Genomic DNA, 15,124 nt, shown 5'->3' on the forward strand with positions numbered 1-15,124 from the left:
AATACCATGATAGATACAACCATGACTTTTAGGTTATTTCTTCTCCCTAACTTTGCAGCAAATCAATAAGTTAGCAATATGGAGATTATAACATTTGAGTCAAAAGCCTATAAGGAACTTGATAACAAGATTACCGCCATAGCAGACTACATTTTCAATCACTTGGACGAAAACAAGACTGATGAAGATGAAATTTGGGTGGATAGTTACGAAGTCTGCACGTTCCTGAAAATCAGTGACCGTACTTTACAACGCCTACGGGCGGCAGGAATGATTTCTTACTCCGACATCAAGGGGCATTACTTTTACAAGATTAAGGAAGTAAAGCGAATGTTGGAAGAACGCCTGATTAAGCGTGATAAGGAGTGTATAAATGAACTGATAACCAATCATCAGAAATATGTTAAGGAAAGAAGAAATTCTAAGCAGAACAAATAACGGTCTGCTTGTTTTCAAACATTACTTACCCGGGGACTGGCGTATTGGCAGGCACTTTCTTAATCCTCTTTATCAGGATAAGAAAGCATCCTGTAATATCTACTTCGACCGCCATAGCGGTATGTATAAAATGAAAGACTTCGGCAACGACAATTATAGCGGTGATTGTTTCTTCTTCGTGGGGCAGTTAAAGGGGCTGGACTGTAATCGGGCGGCTGACTTCGTGGAGATACTGGAAATCATAGACCGGGATTTGGGCTTGGGGCTGGCTTCCGGCACTCCGGTTTCCATGTCCCCGGCAACCGTCCGCCGGGCAGTGCCAGACAAAACCGAAGAAACACCCGAAAGGCACGTCAAGCCTTACCAGTTCCGGGAACAGAAGTTTCCGCTTGCCGAACTGGTGTACTGGCAACAGTACGGCATCACGCCCGAACTGCTGGAACATTACAAGGTCTGTTCGCTCCGGGAATACAACAGCGAAACGGCAGAGGGCAAACCGTACACCTACACTTCATCGGTAGCAGAACCCATGTACGGCTACAAAGGCAAACAATATATCAAGCTATACCGCCCGTTCTCCACGCCCCGCTTCCTCTATGGCGGCAGCTTCGGTGAAAACTACTGTTTCGGGTTGGAGCAACTGCCCGCCAAAGGTGACACGCTCTTTATCACGGGCGGCGAAAAAGATGTGCTTTCGCTGGTGGCACACGGTTTTAATGCTATCTGCTTCAATAGCGAAACGGTGACTATCCCGCCCACGCTGGTTTATCGGCTGACGTTCCGATTCAAACACATCATCCTGCTTTTCGATATGGATAAAACGGGCAAGGAAAGTTCACGCAAGCAGGAAAAGCTATTGGAAGAATTTGGCGTGAAACGTCTGTTGCTACCACTTCCGGGAACGAAAGAGGAAAAGGACATATCCGACTACTTCAAAGCCGGGAACACCCGTGAAGATTTCCTGAAACTGTTTATCGAATTTTTAGACAACCTGTATAGCGACACATTGATTATGCTAAAATCATGCGAGATAGATTTCAACAACCCGCCTACCAAAGCGCAAGAGATTATTTCAGCGGGTGACGTTCCGTTAGGAACACAAGGCAACCTGTTCGGCATCACCGGGGGCGAGGGAACGGGAAAGAGCAATTATGTAGCCGCAATCGTGGCGGGCTGCATCTGTCCGGCTGGTGCAGAAGTAGATACGCTGGGCGTACAGATAACCACTAACGGCAGGCACAAGGCGGTCTTGCTCTATGACACCGAACAGTCGGAAGTGCAACTGTTCAAGAATGTAAGCAACCTGCTGGCACGTGCCAAACAGCCGGACAAACCCGATGAACTGAAAGCGTTTTGCCTGACGGGGATGTCACGCAAAGAACGCCTGAACGCCATTGTGCAGAGCATGGATAAATTCTACTACCAGTATGGCGGCATCCAGTTGGTAGTCATTGACGGCATCGCCGACCTTGTTAAGAGTGCCAATGATGAAGCGGAAAGCGTGGCGGTGATAGATGAACTTTATCGGTTGGCGGGTATCTATAACACCTGTATTCTTTGTGTGCTGCACTTCGTTCCGAACGGCTTGAAGTTACGGGGACATTTGGGTAGCGAGTTGCAGCGCAAGGCGGCTACAATCCTTTCGATAGAGAAAGACGAAGAACCTGCCCAGTCAGTGGTAAAATCACTGAAAGTAAGGGATGGAAGCCCGCTGGACGTGCCGCTGATGCTCTTTGCATGGGATAAGAAAGCCGGGATGCACGTGTACAAGGGTGAGAAGCCCCGTGAGGAAAAAGAGAAGCGCAAGGAAAGGGAACTGGTGAATGTTGCCCGTGACATTTTCGGGCGACAGACACATATCACTTATATAGACCTTTGTGAACAATTACAGCAGGTCTTGGATGTTAAAGAACGCACTGCAAAGAGTTATATCCGCTTTATGCGTGAACGGGAGATTATCATTAAAGACCCGGTGAACCAAAGCTATTTTATGATAGGTCTTATTTAATCCGGTAGCCTTATGTATATAGATAAAGAAAACTTCGTGGCTTGGATGGAGCGTATCATGGATAGGCTCGATATGCAGGACAAAAAGATAGACCGTCTGTTAAGCGGTCACAATTACCTGAACGGCGAAAAACTCCTTGATAATCAGGATTTGTGCTTTATGCTGAAAGTGAGTACCAAAACCTTGCAACGTTACCGGAAGAAAGGAATACTGCCTTACTTAACATTAGACGGAAAATATTTCTATCGTGCAAGCGACATACACAAGTTAATCCGTGAACGCATGGATTAAGTGATAATCAATATCATATATTTTCTTCTTTAAATCCTGTCTTGTTATGATAATAAGGCAGGATTTCTATTATTTGCAAGGTTATTTCGGTGATTTTCGCTACTTTTGCAAAAGTAACATAAGAGAATAACGGCGATTGAACAGTTTCGGCTGTAATATCGTCATTATATATAACATATTCGTTCGCCGAATATCTCACTACGAAAACTGGCACTTTTCAAAAGAAACGGGATTTTCAGCGCAATGTCTATGCTATGCTTTGTCATAGCGTGGACTTGCCTGTTTCGTTTCTTTGGGTATGCCAGTACCTCGTAGTGGAGCAGTGTAAGTTCACGCTTCTTTTTTGAGGTATCAACGAATAGGTTGAAAAAGATTATCAACTGTTTAATACCTGATAGGATGAAACAAATTAAAGCGCATATCGCCGTATCTCTTGACGGACATACAGCCACCTTAGATAAGGAACTGGATTGGTTACCCGATAAAGTAAAAACTATCGTTGGCAAATACTATTTGGATGCAGATTGCCTGCTTATGGGGGCGAACACCTACAACTACATCTTTGAACACTGGGGCGGGTGGCCGCACAAAAGCAAAAGGTCTTTTGTGGTGTCACACTATGATACCAACGTGACGCCGGACTGCGGCGTGGAGTTCCTGACCGAAGAACCGCTGCAAAGGATCTATGAACTGAAACAGGAAACCGACATACTGGTGGTGGGCGGTGGCAAGCTGCTTACTTCATTGATTAAAGCCGGACTGCTGGATAGCCTGACAATCTACACCGTCCCGGTCATGGCGGGCAAAGGCATCGGCTTTATCGGGGAAACATTCGGCTCACATTGGAAACTCTCGGAAAGCAGGGTGCTGGATAACGGGGTGGTCTGTTCAACCTACCTGTTTGGCGGGAGCGTATAAAAAATGCGCCCGGTTCCCGCCGGGCGCAACCACTAAAATTTCAATTATTATAAGTTGTAAAACCTATCACAATGAAATTTCAGTGGCAAAGATAGGCTATTTCTTCGGTTTCGCTTTCTTTTCGGGGAATAAAAAACCGACATTGAACTGTTCGTCCAGCACAAGCGAAGCATCGAAAGCCTTGCCGTTCTTGCCCTTGAAGCCCTTGATTAGCCCGGTCTTGCGTTTTGTCACCAGTTCGACAATCTGCTTGTCGGTCAGTTGCTTGTCGCACTTGTTGCGGAATATGGTAAGCGTGCAGTCCACGTTGGAACACTTCGCCACTTTCGGGTAGAACAGGATGAGCCCGTTATTGCATTTGGGGCAGGGACAGGTTTCACCAGTAGCGACAGATAGCTGCACCGATAGCAGTTCTGCGGTGATTTGCGTTGCGTACACCTCGATACCCTTTCGGAACGTGTCGGCATCCATACTGCCCGCTTCTATCTTGGCAAGGGCGGTTTCCCACATACCCGTCATTTCGACATCGGCAATCTTCTTGTCCTTGACAATCCCATAAACGGCAAGCCCCTTGTCGGTAGGCACAAGGTTCTTCTTCTCACGCACGATGTACTGGCGGGTGAACAGCGTTTCGATAATCGCCGCACGGGTGGCTGGCGTGCCTATCCCGGCATCTTTCAGACTGGCTTTCAGTTCGGCATCTTCCAGTTCCTTTCCGGCGTTCTCCATTGCGGCAAGCAGGCTGCTTTCCGTGTGCAGCGGTTTCGGCTTGGTCTGCTTCTCCAACAGTTCCACGTTGGAAATCGGCAGGCCTTCGCCCTCTTGGAGCGGCGGCAGACTGGCGTCTTCTTCATCCCCGCCCGTTTCCTGCTCGCCGAACACGGTACGCCAGCCTGCTACTTTCATCACAGACCCTTTTACCGTGAAGTCAGTATCTCCAGCTGACAATATGGCGATGGTAACGTCTTTCACGCACTTGCCCGAAAAGGCTTCCAGCATACGCCCGGCTACCAGCTCGTAAACCGCCCGCTCGTCTTTGGAAAGTTCGCCGGGCAGGTTCTCGGTAATGATTAAGGCGTGGTGGTCGGTCACTTTGCTATCGTTTACGCTGCGGCGGTTCAGTGCTGCACCGTCCAGCCCGGCGGCATACCCGGCAAAGCGGGGGTATTGCCCTAACAGGGCGACACGCTCCGGCATTTCATCGAAAACGTCCTCCGATATATAGCGGCTTCCGGTTCTCGGGTAGGACATCACTTTCTTTTCATACAGGCTTTGCGCTATGGAAAGCGTCTTGTCAGCCGAAAAGTTCAGCTTCGTGTTCGCTTCCTTTTGCAGCGTGGTAAGGTCGTACAGAAGCGGCGGTTCTTGGTTGGCTTCTTTCCTCTCAACGGATTTCACGGCAAGTTGTCCGGCATCCTTAACCCGTTGCAGGGCGGCTATGGCTTCGGGCTGCTGTTCCCACTTGGCGGTCGATTGGGCGGTGAAACTTATTTCCCCGCTGGTGGTCGCCGCTTTGAGTTGCCAAAATTTGGCGGGTACGAAATGCTTGTTCTCCAAATAGCGGCTGCATATCATCATGAGCGTGGGTGTCTGTACCCTGCCCAGCGAGAACACGCCCTGCCCGGCGGCTACGCTCAACGCTTGGGTGGCGTTTATCCCTATCAGCCAGTCCGCTTCGCTGCGGGACTTGGCAGAGAGGTAGAGGTTATCGTAACGCTCTCCCGGCTGCAAGTTATCCAGCCCCTCACGGATTGCCTTGTCGGTAAGGCTGCTTATCCACAGGCGCACAAATGGTTTTCGACAGTTCAGGTAATGGAAGATGTAGCGGAAGATTAACTCACCCTCACGCCCGGCATCGGTGGCGACAATAATCCGGTCGCACTTGTCGAACACTTCCTTTATCACTTTCAACTGTTTCAGAACGCCGGGGTCTGCCTTGTAGCCTTTCTCCGCTTTCACCTGACGGGGGATTAATTGGAAATCGGGCGGCAGTATGGGCAGGCTCTCCTTGCGGAAGTTCGCCACGCCATAGGCTTCCGGCATGGCAAGCTGGATTAAGTGGCCGAACGCCCATGTCACCATATACCCGTTGCCGGAAAGATAACCGTCATTACGCTGGGTCGCACCGATGATGCGGGCGATGTCCTTTGCCACGCTGGGCTTCTCTGCTATCAATGCAATCATAATTCTTTACTTTTTAAGGTGGGTACTACATTTTCATTCCTCTGGACTTCTTGGGTTTGTCCGCTTTCAGGCTCTTGTCCTGCTTCTCTTTCTGCTTGGCGGTGGGCTTGTCCTGACCCTGTTTCAACGGCTCTTTGCCCTGCTTGGTAGCTTCGTTGGTCTTGCCCTCCGAATTGACCGCTACCTGCGTCCGGCTCTCGGCGGCGGGGGTAACGTCTTTCGGCTGCACCTTGTCGGGGGATTTGCCCTGTGCGCCGGGCTGCACATGACCGTTGAACTCAACGCCCTTGCCGTCCTTTATCCCGGCTACCTGCTGTTCTGCGGGCTGCTGCCCCTGCTGCAAGAACTGGACGGCAGCACGGGGCAGGAACTCCAAGCCACGCTCCACCGCACTGACCTGCAAATAGGCACTGCGTTTCGTGCCGTCCCTGAATTGCAGGTTTTCCATTTTGACCGCTTGCCCGGCTTCAAAGGCGGCTTTCTGCTCCGGGCTGACTTTCACGCCGCAAATGGTGTCGGGGCATTTCCACTTGTCAGCCCGCATATACTCCAGTTCGTGCGTGTACCTGTCCCGGCTGACGAACACGGGGATTTGCCCGCCGCTTTTCGGGTCTTTGATTTCAGCGATGCCGCCCAAGTTGCCAGTGCCTTGCAAGTTACCCTGTTCCTGCTTGGTGAACCCGTGTTCATGGAACGGGCGTTGCAACAGTTTTTCGTCCTGCTGCACGCCGTGCAGCTTGGGTACTACCGTGCCGTCCTTTGCCTGATAGAAAGAGAGCTTGACATCGGTAGGTTTGAGGTAGAAGCCGCCCACCGTCCCCGAAACGGTGTAGGTGTTGCGGGACTTGTAGCCACGCATCACCCGGTCGAAGTCTTTCGTGTTTTTCAGGGTATTGGCGGTGATGCCGACTTTTTTCAGGTTCTCCCAGTCGATTTTTGACGGGTCGAAGCGGTAGCCCTGCTTGAACTCGTGGAAGTCGGGCTTCGGAACTCGTAACATTTCAGCCCGCTTGCCGCCCTCCGGTGTCGGGTTGCGGTGGTTGTCCTCGATTGCCTTTGCGTCCTGCTCCGCTTCGGAAGCCTTGACGCTGAACAGTTCCAGCCCGGAAGTGTCCTGGAACTTGCGGAAGAAATTGGAAATGAAGTTGCTGAACACATCGCTGTTCTTGTCCACCTGCATGAACTCGCCGCCCTGTGTCGGCGGCACAGTCTGCAAATTGCCCTCCTTGTCGATACCCTTAACGGCACTCACCTTGCCCTGCTGTTTATCCAAGACCAGCAGCACGTCTTTTTCCTGCCCCTCTGCGGGCGGGGTCATTCTGTTTGCCATAAATAATTGAAATTTTAGTGGTTACGGGAATAGTCCCGCCCAAAGGTAGCGACTAAATATGCTATATTTGGACGGGCGGCAAGGGCTGTCCGCATTTGTCCTGCGCTGTCCCGATTTGTCCGTGGCAGATGAAAATATCCAACCAACAGTTGGAGAAATAAAAACATCTTCGGCAAAATATTTGTTATGTTTTTGTATGTAATTACATAATATACTATCTTTGCAGATAGAAACAAAGTACATAAATATGGCTTCATTCAGGAAAGAGATACTTGGGCAGATTGAACGGATAGATACCGGGCGTATATTCACGTTCCGGGATTTGTCGTTTGAAATGGAAAAGACCGCCAATGTTGCGGTGCTGCTCTCCGAACAGAGCCGCAAAGGGGTACTGGTACGGGTTGAAAAAGGGGCGTACTACCGCCCCAAGAAATCGGTCTTAGGATTGGGGAAGCTGCCCGTCTATCAGGATGAACAGTTTCGTTATCTTACCGAAAAACTGAACGGCTATATCACGGGGGCTTACGTCTATAATAAAATGGGGCTGACCGAACAGGTCGCCACAACCATAACGATAGCCACTCCAAACCCGGTTCGCCGTTTCCGTTTCAAGAACTTGGATATAGAGTGCGTGAAAGCCTACTGCATGGACTATCCGGATGAAAGCCTTGTCCCGTACTTGCGGCTGCTCGATGCGATAAAGGACATGAAGCGCATACCCGGAACAACCGGACAGGACATCTACAACCGGGTCAAAAGCCAATATTTCAACGGGTACAGCCTGCCGGAACTGGAAAAAATCGTATCTTTGGCAAAAAGTTACCCGCCACGTGTCAGAAAGGTGGTGGCAGACATACTGGGCGACATCAGACAAACCGTATTGCAAACGGAAATGGCAAAGACCATTCTTCCCACGACACGGTTCAACTTGGATTATAAAACGGCATAGGACAGAAATATGAATTTACATTCGGACAAGGAAGCGTTCAAGGAAATCATCGCACTGGCGGCTGAACATTTCGGCTACGAGCAGTCGCACGTGGAAAAGGATTACTGGGTATCGAAGATACTGCGGGATATTTCCATGTCCGAATATGCGGATAAGACCTACTTCAAAGGCGGAACTTCACTTTCCAAAGCCTACGGGCTGATAGAACGCTTCTCGGAAGATTTGGACTTGTTCGTGTTCACGGGAGATAAAGGTGCGTCCAAGCAGGCGGAAAAGACATTAAACAAGAAACTTTCCAAATACATAGCCGAACTCAACAGTGACATATACAAGGAAGATTTGTCGGAAACGGGCGGTAATTACCGCAAACTGTATTTTTCTTATGACAATATATTTCAGGGTGTGGGACTGAAAGAACATTTGGAAGTAGAAATAAAGTCTTGTGACCTACCGGACAAAAAACTAATGTTCTACCCGGCAGACAAGCGGGTTATCAAACCGATTGTGACCGCCTTTCTTGAAAGTATCGGGCAAGAGGAACTGATAAGCACCTACGGGCTGGAAAGTTTTGAAACGCAGTGTATCAATCCCCGAAAGACTATCTGCGACAAGGTTTCAAGGCTGGTAAAGCTGTCTTACAATGAGGATGCAACCGCACTATTGGCAAAGCATATCCGTGATGTTTACGACTTGTCGGCACTCTACCACAATCAGGAATATAACGATTACCTACATTCGGAAGATTTCTTGGATGCCATGTACCGGGTGACGATAGAGGACGGGCTAAACAAAAACTCCCGTTCGCACTTGTCGCTGGCTGATGCACCGATATTCAAGGATGCCGAAGCGGTCATGGCGTTACCCGAAGTGGCTACGGCGTACATTACCGATTTGAAGAAACTGACCTTTGACAAAAGCAAGATGCCGCCGATAGGCAAGGCTGTGGAAGCATTGGAGAACCTACACGAAATACTGGTGCGCTTTGAAGCCTACCGAATAAAGCAACAAAACAAAGAATAGCTGTTAATTAAAAATAGAAGAAGCAATTATATGATTTTCAGAGAAATAAGAGAACGGTTAACTGGTATAAGTTGCCCCATTTTTGGTGTATCTTGGAATCCGTCTGAAACAGAACGTACAAAAGCAATTAAAATTATACGTTTTTTAGAAGACAGAAGAGTATTATATAATCCTTATGAACAAGAATGTCCTGACCATTGTATTCATTCAATAATTGAAATCAGACATTTTCTAACAGATAAGATACAAGATATATCATCAGAAACCAATCTTTATAATTACTTAAAAGCAATGCGTATTGCATGTAGGAAGTTCTTAAATCAATATACTAACGAGAATAATAAGGTGCATTTTTATTTGCACAATTATGATTGTATAAGTAGCTGGAAATTTAATTCTACATTAGGCGAATTAAGAGGTACATTTGGTATAATGTTGGCGCAAATGGCTGTGGCTTATGGGATAGATATTGAAGATGAATTATCCTCAATATTGCCTGAAAAAGATAGCGAGGAATAATGTTCCTCGCCGTTTATTCTTCCTTTTTTATCAAGTGGCATAACTCCGGGTCGTTCTTAATCCGTGTTATCTCGTCCTCGACAATCTGCCGGACTTCCTGACGGATGCGGTCATAATTGGCTTGTATCTCCTCCTGCATCCGGTCATTGCCGTCCTTGTCGGTGAAGTCGATAATCTGCGGCAACTTCACGTAACGGGCGGTTTCCCGCTTTACCTTTTCATTATCCACCACGATTTCACAGTGGAAAATCTTCTGCTCTATCCGTTCATCGAAGTTGTCCGCCACAGCCCCCACGAACATACCTTGCGTGAGGTTGGATATTTTGCTGGCGGGTATCAGGCTGTCCATTTGGGTACTTATCGAGGTGGACTTCTCCCGCTGGTTGATTGTCATGCTCTGCCGTTTCTGCAACACCTTTCCGAAACGCTCCGACAGTATTTTTGCCGTTTCACCGACTACCTGACCGCTAAACACGTTGCCCACAGTATTTTGTATCACACGGCTTTCCTTGTCCCCATAGTCACGGGTAAGCTGGCTGTAATCCTGAAAGCCCAGCAGAACCGCAACCTTGTTGCTTCGGGCGGTCGCAATCAAATTATCAAGCCCACGAAAATATATAGTCGGTAATTCATCTATTATCACCGAACTTTTAAGCTGACCTTTCTTGTTTATCAGCTTCACTATTCTACTGTTATATAATCCCAGTGCCGCCGAATAGATGTTCTGACGGTCGGGATTGTTGCCGACAACCAAGATTTTAGGCTCTTTCGGGTTGTTGATGTCCAGCGAGAAATCATCACCTGTCATTACCCAGTAAAGAGCGGGTGAAATCATCCTTGAAAGCGGGATTTTCGCACTTGCTATTTGACCCTGCAACTGCTATTGAGCGTCTGATTCCCAAGCATCTACGAACGGCGAAAGGTAGTTTTCCAGTTCGGGATAACTGCGCAAAATAGTGAATACATCGGCGTATTTCTTGTTCAACAGTTCAATGGCATGGGGGAACGTGCAATACTTACCGCCTTGATAGATACGGAGATACCAAATTATAGCCGCCAAAAGAATAATCGGGCTTTCCACGAAGAAATCGCCCTGCTTGCTTATCCAACTTCGATTGAGGTTAAGCATTATCGTGTAGCTGGCTTCGTAGGCATCCGCAATGTCCGACATGAAGCTGGCGTTTATCGGGTTGCATCGGTGGCTCTTGCGTGGGTCGTCAAAATTGATAATGTAGAATTTAGGCTTTACCTTATACCCGTCCAAGTGGTTAAGCAAATGATTATAAGCGATTTCCGATAAATCGGGAAACTTGTAATCATAACAGTAAAGCGCAAAACCTTTCTCGATTTGCTGTTTTATGTAGCTGTTTACCACTGCATACGACTTGCCGCTACCCGGTGTACCCAACACAAGGCTGGCACGGAACGGGTTCACGACATTTATCCAACCGTTATTCCATTTCTTCTTATAGTAGAACCGGGTAGGCAGATTTACCGAATACTCGTTCTCGATAAGCCTTGTTTCCTGCTGGAAACTTTCGTTCTCTGTATTAAAGACATCATCCATTAGGTTGTTCTTCAACAGCCGGGACATCCATGTACCCGCCATGAGCATACAGATATAGCCCGCCGACAGCGTGGCGATATAAAACACAGTGTCCGCCGTGTGTGGCAGCGGAAGTTCCAGCAGCCACCAGTTCAGAAAAAACAACACGACACCTGCCGCAAGGCTGCAATGTATCTTCGCCCACGTTATCTTTTCCTCTTTCACGCCCTTAGTGCCGATACACGACAGGGCGAGGAACAGCACCGAAAATAGTTTTGTCCAAAGAACGGACGAGAACAGCCCGGTGGTGCACTGAAAGTTCCACAGTATCTTGTCTATCACTTCAAAGGTCACTCCCCACTCTTTCAGGGTGGAGTAACAGAACCAGTACACGTTTATTCCCACGAATAGAATACTGACAGCCCGCATAAAGTCCATGACCCTTGCAAGCCCTCTCAAATCATCTTCCTGTTGCATGATTGTAATGTTTTTTTAAGTTAGTCGATGCGCCTTGTGCGCTTCTTTTTCTTCTTTCTCTTTTGGCGGGCGGTGTCCTGCGGATCGTCACCGCCTGATGCACCGCCGCCCAGCAATCCACCGAACGCACCCAACACGGAAGCCACACCCGGAACGATGTCGGATTTCGGCATGAACCCCGGTTGTTCCTGATGCGTGGGCTGGTCTTGCTGCGGTGCTGACACTTCGGGCTGGTGCATCTTTCCGGTTTCGCCCGAAAAACGTTCGTTGAACACGTTCGCCGAATACTCCTTGCCCAAGCGTGAACCGTTCAGCACCACCCGGCTGTCATGGTCGATGAACGTAACGCCATAGATGCGCCCGCTGTCATTCTGACGGAATACCACGTCAATGCCCTGCTTCTTTAGCTGTTGTTCCAGTTCCTTGCGGCTGCGGGTGGTCTGCATGGCAGTGGCTACAATCTTCCGGGTGCGCTCTTTCAGTTTCCCGTTCCTGATTGCTTCGCCCGATTTCTCCATTCTGCGCTGCACCGCTTCATAACCCACCGACTTGCCGATGCGGGAAGCCTTTACCGGGTTGCCCGCCTTTTCGCCCTTGTCGTTCATGGCGGAATAGACAATGCCCTGATAGGGCTTGCCGTTCACTTCACCCTTGACTTCCTCGGCGCACACGTTGTAAGCGGCAAGCAAAGCCTTGTACTCCCCGAACGACTGGAAGCGGTAGCCATAGCAAGCCGCTTTCACGGTATTGCCGATTTGGTGCTTCACGTCCCCGGCGGCATAGTCCACCTTTTTAAGTTCCGGGCGTTCGGCACGTTCCTTTCGCTCTGCCGGGTGCAGCCCGTATTTCTTTTCCAGTTCACGGGTGATTTGCTTGCTGCGCCGATGCTCGAACTTGTCATTCAGCGGCTTGCCGTTCTCGTCCACCCGCAACCCCACGATGTGGATGTGGTGGCGGTCGATGTCGGTATGCTTGTACACCAAATAGGGCTGGTCGCCATAGCCCAACTTCCGCATATACTCTTTGGCAATGTCGGAAAGCTGCAGGTCGGTCAGCACGTCTTCCGGGTGCGGGTTTATGGAAATATGAAGTATCGGCTTCTTGGTGGATAGCTGGACGGGCATCTGCATTTCAAAGCTGCGCATACACTCGCCGATAGAGAAATTCCCGTCCTCGCTCAACAGCATCCGGTTGGAGAAAAGCACCTTTGCTTCCCCGCTGTCCACCTTGTTTTGGTTGTACGCCAGTGCGCCGAACATATTGCCGCCCGTGCTTATTTTGGCAACCATAGTTCCTTGCACTCGTTTGTCAGGTCGATAACCTGACGGTTCAACACAGCCAGTTCGGTGGTCGCTTTCTCCAGTTTATAGAGAAAAGCCAGTGCCTTTTTCTCCGAAAAGTTACTATTCAGAGCCTTTACCACTTGGTTGTAATTGACCGCTACCGCTCTGAATTGGGCATAAAATTCGGTCAGCCGGGCGCAATATTCTACTGCCGATTTGTCCACTTTCACCACCCGGAACGGCTCGCCGAACAACCGTGCGGCGATGAACCGGGACTTGCTCGTAACGCCCGACTGCTCCCACTGCGAGAGGAAGCGGGCATTCTCCCGGTCGTTCAGGTAAAGGACATGGCGGTGCTTCGCCGGGTCTGCGAGGGCGGGGCGACCGCCCTTGTTAGGTTTTCTTGTTTCCATGCTTCTTTGGATTAAAAAATTACGACTTCGGAGTGATATTTACCCCCGCAAGGGGCAAGGCGTTTTCAGGCACGGAAAACGGTTTTGTAGCATACAAAACACACCTTGCTATTTTCTGACGAAAATCGAAATCCGTCACGGACGGATTGGGGTTAGCGTGAAGCGGTAAGCCCTGCCGTTCACCAGCCCTGTTTTACACCTGCGCCCCTTGCGGTTCGTTACTCCGCTGCAAAGTAACGGTGATTTATAATGCTGTAAAATAGGTGGTTGGTGGACAAAACGGGACAGCGCAGGACAAATCGGGACAAGGTTTTCAGGGGACGTTTTTTCTCCCTTTTTTTGCATCGGATTTCAAGATTGAAAGCAAGATTGAAAGAAATATTCCAATCAGGAAAGAATGATTGAAAGCAGGATTTCAAGAAAACATGATTGCAGGATTTCAATATTTCAAGAAAGAATGAAAGCAGGAAAACAAGATTGAAATAAAACAATCTTTCAATATTTCAAGATTGCAATATGGAATGAATGATTGAAAGCAATAAATAAATCTATCAACCAATAATGAACGAAAGCAATATGGAAAACGAGAAAACACCCCTTTATGTCGCCTTTTCCACCCAAAAGGGCGGGGTCGGCAAAACCACCTTTACCGTGCTGGCGGCGAGTTACCTCTACTACCTCAAAGGCTACGATGTGGCGGTGGTCGATTGCGACTACCCCCAACACTCCATTGCCGGGATGCGAAAGCGGGATGCCGAGCAGGTCGGGGCGGATGAAGATTACAAGCGCATGGCGTATGAACAGTTCACCCGGCTGGGGAAGAAAGCCTACCCGGTGCTGTGCAGTTCGCCCGAAAAGGCGATTGCAACGGCTGACGAATATATAGCCGCCGGACACGTGCCGGATATTGTCTTTTTCGACCTGCCCGGCACGGTGAACAGCGAGGGCGTGATAAACTCCCTTGCGGGCATGGACTACATTTTCACCCCCATTTCAGCCGACAAGGTGGTGCTGGAAAGCAGCCTGTCGTTCGCAATGGCTATCCAAAAGCTATTGGTGAAGAATGAAGCCTGCCGACTTGCCGGGCTGTACCTCTTTTGGAACATGGTGGACGGGCGGGAGAAAACAGACCTCTACGCCGCCTACGACAAGACGATTAAGGAACTGGAACTGCCACTGATGAAAACCTTTATCCCCGATACCAAACGCTACAAAAAGGAACTGGTAGCGGATAAAAAGGCGGTGTTCCGCTCCACGCTCTTTCCCGCCAGCCGCCCGCTGGTAAGGGGAAGCAACTTGGAAGAACTGATAACCGAAATAACGTACTACATCAAATTACAATGATATGGCAAAGCAAAGCGGCGGGATGCCGAAGATAGACGAGGATTTCATGAAAGAACTTATCTCGCAAGGTGTCCCCAGTAAACAAGATAATAATAAGACGAATGATGTCCCGCAAGAAATACAAACAGAAACGGTGCAAGTAGAGAAACCGACACCCCGCAAGCGCAAGGGCGGTTCGGGCGACTACCGGGAAACCTACTTTCAGAAAGTGGAACTGGCAGACCGACAGCCCTTGTACGTGAGCCGTACCACGCACGAGAAGCTGATGCGTATCGTGACGGTGATAGGCGGGCGAAAGGTAACGGTAAGCAGCTATGTGGAAAACATTCTGCTGCGCCACTTCGAGCAATACCAAGACGAGATAAACACCCTGTACGAAAGTAATTTTCAAAAGCCTGTCTGAC

Annotated in this window: 13 protein-coding genes and 1 pseudogene; 9 read left to right on the top strand and 5 right to left on the bottom strand. The window is 49.1% G+C overall.

The annotated features are described in order from the left end of the window. Positions 1 to 78 precede the first annotated feature (78 nt). From E5331_RS09480 to E5331_RS09500, 4 genes are all read left to right on the top strand, one after another. A complete protein-coding gene (locus tag E5331_RS09480; RefSeq protein WP_004325475.1) occupies positions 79 to 438 on the top strand; it encodes a helix-turn-helix domain-containing protein in 360 nt (119 codons plus the stop codon). Continuing rightward, positions 401 to 2,446: an AAA family ATPase gene (locus E5331_RS09485; RefSeq protein WP_135985650.1), complete on the top strand. Its 2,046-nt coding sequence runs from the start codon at positions 401 to 403 to the stop codon at positions 2,444 to 2,446. Before E5331_RS09480 ends, E5331_RS09485 begins: the two co-directional genes overlap by 38 nt. 12 nt (positions 2,447 to 2,458) lie before the next feature. Further along, positions 2,459 to 2,737, top strand: coding sequence for a helix-turn-helix domain-containing protein (locus tag E5331_RS09490; RefSeq protein WP_016276694.1), 279 nt, complete (start codon positions 2,459 to 2,461; stop codon positions 2,735 to 2,737). Positions 2,738 to 3,136: 399 nt separating this feature from the next. Then, positions 3,137 to 3,655 (top strand): dihydrofolate reductase family protein, encoded by a 519-nt coding sequence (locus E5331_RS09500; protein ID WP_123483421.1) that lies wholly within the window; start codon positions 3,137 to 3,139, stop codon positions 3,653 to 3,655. Between the two features lie 96 nt (positions 3,656 to 3,751). On the opposite strand, the gene E5331_RS09505 is transcribed toward E5331_RS09500, so the two are convergent. Beyond that, the gene (locus E5331_RS09505; protein ID WP_123483422.1) at positions 3,752 to 5,839 is read right to left on the bottom strand and encodes a type IA DNA topoisomerase; all 2,088 of its coding nucleotides are present in this window, start codon (positions 5,837 to 5,839) and stop codon (positions 3,752 to 3,754) included. 25 nt (positions 5,840 to 5,864) lie between these two features. Continuing rightward, positions 5,865 to 7,169, bottom strand: coding sequence for a DUF3945 domain-containing protein (locus E5331_RS09510; protein WP_100263239.1), 1,305 nt, complete (start codon positions 7,167 to 7,169; stop codon positions 5,865 to 5,867). 247 nt (positions 7,170 to 7,416) lie between these two features. Here E5331_RS09510 and E5331_RS09520 point away from each other — a divergent pair, with 247 nt between their 5' ends. From E5331_RS09520 to E5331_RS09530, 3 genes are read left to right on the top strand one after another with little or no spacing between them, the layout of a single operon-like run. Next, positions 7,417 to 8,118 (top strand): DUF6088 family protein, encoded by a 702-nt coding sequence (locus E5331_RS09520; RefSeq protein WP_123483423.1) that lies wholly within the window; start codon positions 7,417 to 7,419, stop codon positions 8,116 to 8,118. 9 nt (positions 8,119 to 8,127) lie between these two features. After that, entirely contained in the window at positions 8,128 to 9,138 is a 1,011-nt protein-coding gene (locus E5331_RS09525; RefSeq protein ID WP_123483424.1) for a nucleotidyl transferase AbiEii/AbiGii toxin family protein, read from the top strand. A 30-nt stretch (positions 9,139 to 9,168) separates the two neighbouring features. Beyond that, positions 9,169 to 9,657 (top strand): DUF6650 family protein, encoded by a 489-nt coding sequence (locus tag E5331_RS09530; protein ID WP_025077258.1) that lies wholly within the window; start codon positions 9,169 to 9,171, stop codon positions 9,655 to 9,657. A gap of 13 nt (positions 9,658 to 9,670) precedes the next feature. On the opposite strand, the pseudogene mobC reads toward E5331_RS09530, so the two are convergent. From mobC to mobA, 3 genes and pseudogenes are all read right to left on the bottom strand, one after another. Beyond that, a pseudogene (gene mobC, locus E5331_RS09535) lies at positions 9,671 to 11,680 on the bottom strand (conjugal transfer protein MobC). Between the two features lie 20 nt (positions 11,681 to 11,700). Further along, positions 11,701 to 12,969 carry a conjugal transfer protein MobB gene (gene mobB / locus E5331_RS09540; protein ID WP_123483425.1) on the bottom strand — a complete coding sequence of 423 codons (1,269 nt, stop codon included), beginning with the start codon at positions 12,967 to 12,969 and terminating at the stop codon, positions 11,701 to 11,703. Continuing rightward, positions 12,954 to 13,376 carry a conjugal transfer protein MobA gene (gene mobA / locus E5331_RS09545; RefSeq protein WP_120080979.1) on the bottom strand — a complete coding sequence of 141 codons (423 nt, stop codon included), beginning with the start codon at positions 13,374 to 13,376 and terminating at the stop codon, positions 12,954 to 12,956. The genes mobB and mobA overlap by 16 nt, the downstream gene beginning before the upstream one ends. Positions 13,377 to 13,937: 561 nt before the next feature. On the opposite strand from mobA, the gene E5331_RS09555 reads away from it, so the two are divergent. Both E5331_RS09555 and E5331_RS09560 read left to right on the top strand, forming a co-directional pair. Continuing rightward, a complete protein-coding gene (locus E5331_RS09555) occupies positions 13,938 to 14,720 on the top strand; it encodes a ParA family protein (protein WP_123483427.1) in 783 nt (260 codons plus the stop codon). A 1-nt stretch (position 14,721) separates the two neighbouring features. Beyond that, positions 14,722 to 15,123, top strand: coding sequence for a DUF3408 domain-containing protein (locus tag E5331_RS09560; RefSeq protein ID WP_123483428.1), 402 nt, complete (start codon positions 14,722 to 14,724; stop codon positions 15,121 to 15,123). Position 15,124: the final 1 nt, after the last annotated feature.

It is taken from the genome of Lepagella muris (assembly GCF_004793975.1).
Lineage (GTDB): Bacteria > Bacteroidota > Bacteroidia > Bacteroidales > Muribaculaceae > Lepagella > Lepagella muris.

Excerpts from the sequence above, each read along its gene's own strand:
- E5331_RS09520 (WP_123483423.1), top strand. The coding sequence starts at position 7,417 with ATGGCTTCATTCAGGAAAGAGATACTTGGGCAGATTGAACGGATAGAT.
- E5331_RS09525 (WP_123483424.1), top strand. The coding sequence starts at position 8,128 with ATGAATTTACATTCGGACAAGGAAGCGTTCAAGGAAATCATCGCACTG.
- E5331_RS09505 (WP_123483422.1), bottom strand. The coding sequence starts at position 5,839 with ATGATTGCATTGATAGCAGAGAAGCCCAGCGTGGCAAAGGACATCGCC.
- E5331_RS09560 (WP_123483428.1), top strand. The coding sequence starts at position 14,722 with ATGGCAAAGCAAAGCGGCGGGATGCCGAAGATAGACGAGGATTTCATG.
- mobB (WP_123483425.1), bottom strand. The coding sequence starts at position 12,969 with ATGGTTGCCAAAATAAGCACGGGCGGCAATATGTTCGGCGCACTGGCG.
- E5331_RS09500 (WP_123483421.1), top strand. The coding sequence starts at position 3,137 with ATGAAACAAATTAAAGCGCATATCGCCGTATCTCTTGACGGACATACA.
- E5331_RS09485 (WP_135985650.1), top strand. The coding sequence starts at position 401 with ATGTTAAGGAAAGAAGAAATTCTAAGCAGAACAAATAACGGTCTGCTT.
- E5331_RS09480 (WP_004325475.1), top strand. The coding sequence starts at position 79 with ATGGAGATTATAACATTTGAGTCAAAAGCCTATAAGGAACTTGATAAC.
- mobA (WP_120080979.1), bottom strand. The coding sequence starts at position 13,376 with ATGGAAACAAGAAAACCTAACAAGGGCGGTCGCCCCGCCCTCGCAGAC.
- E5331_RS09510 (WP_100263239.1), bottom strand. The coding sequence starts at position 7,169 with ATGGCAAACAGAATGACCCCGCCCGCAGAGGGGCAGGAAAAAGACGTG.
- E5331_RS09530 (WP_025077258.1), top strand. The coding sequence starts at position 9,169 with ATGATTTTCAGAGAAATAAGAGAACGGTTAACTGGTATAAGTTGCCCC.
- E5331_RS09555 (WP_123483427.1), top strand. The coding sequence starts at position 13,938 with ATGAACGAAAGCAATATGGAAAACGAGAAAACACCCCTTTATGTCGCC.
- E5331_RS09490 (WP_016276694.1), top strand. The coding sequence starts at position 2,459 with ATGTATATAGATAAAGAAAACTTCGTGGCTTGGATGGAGCGTATCATG.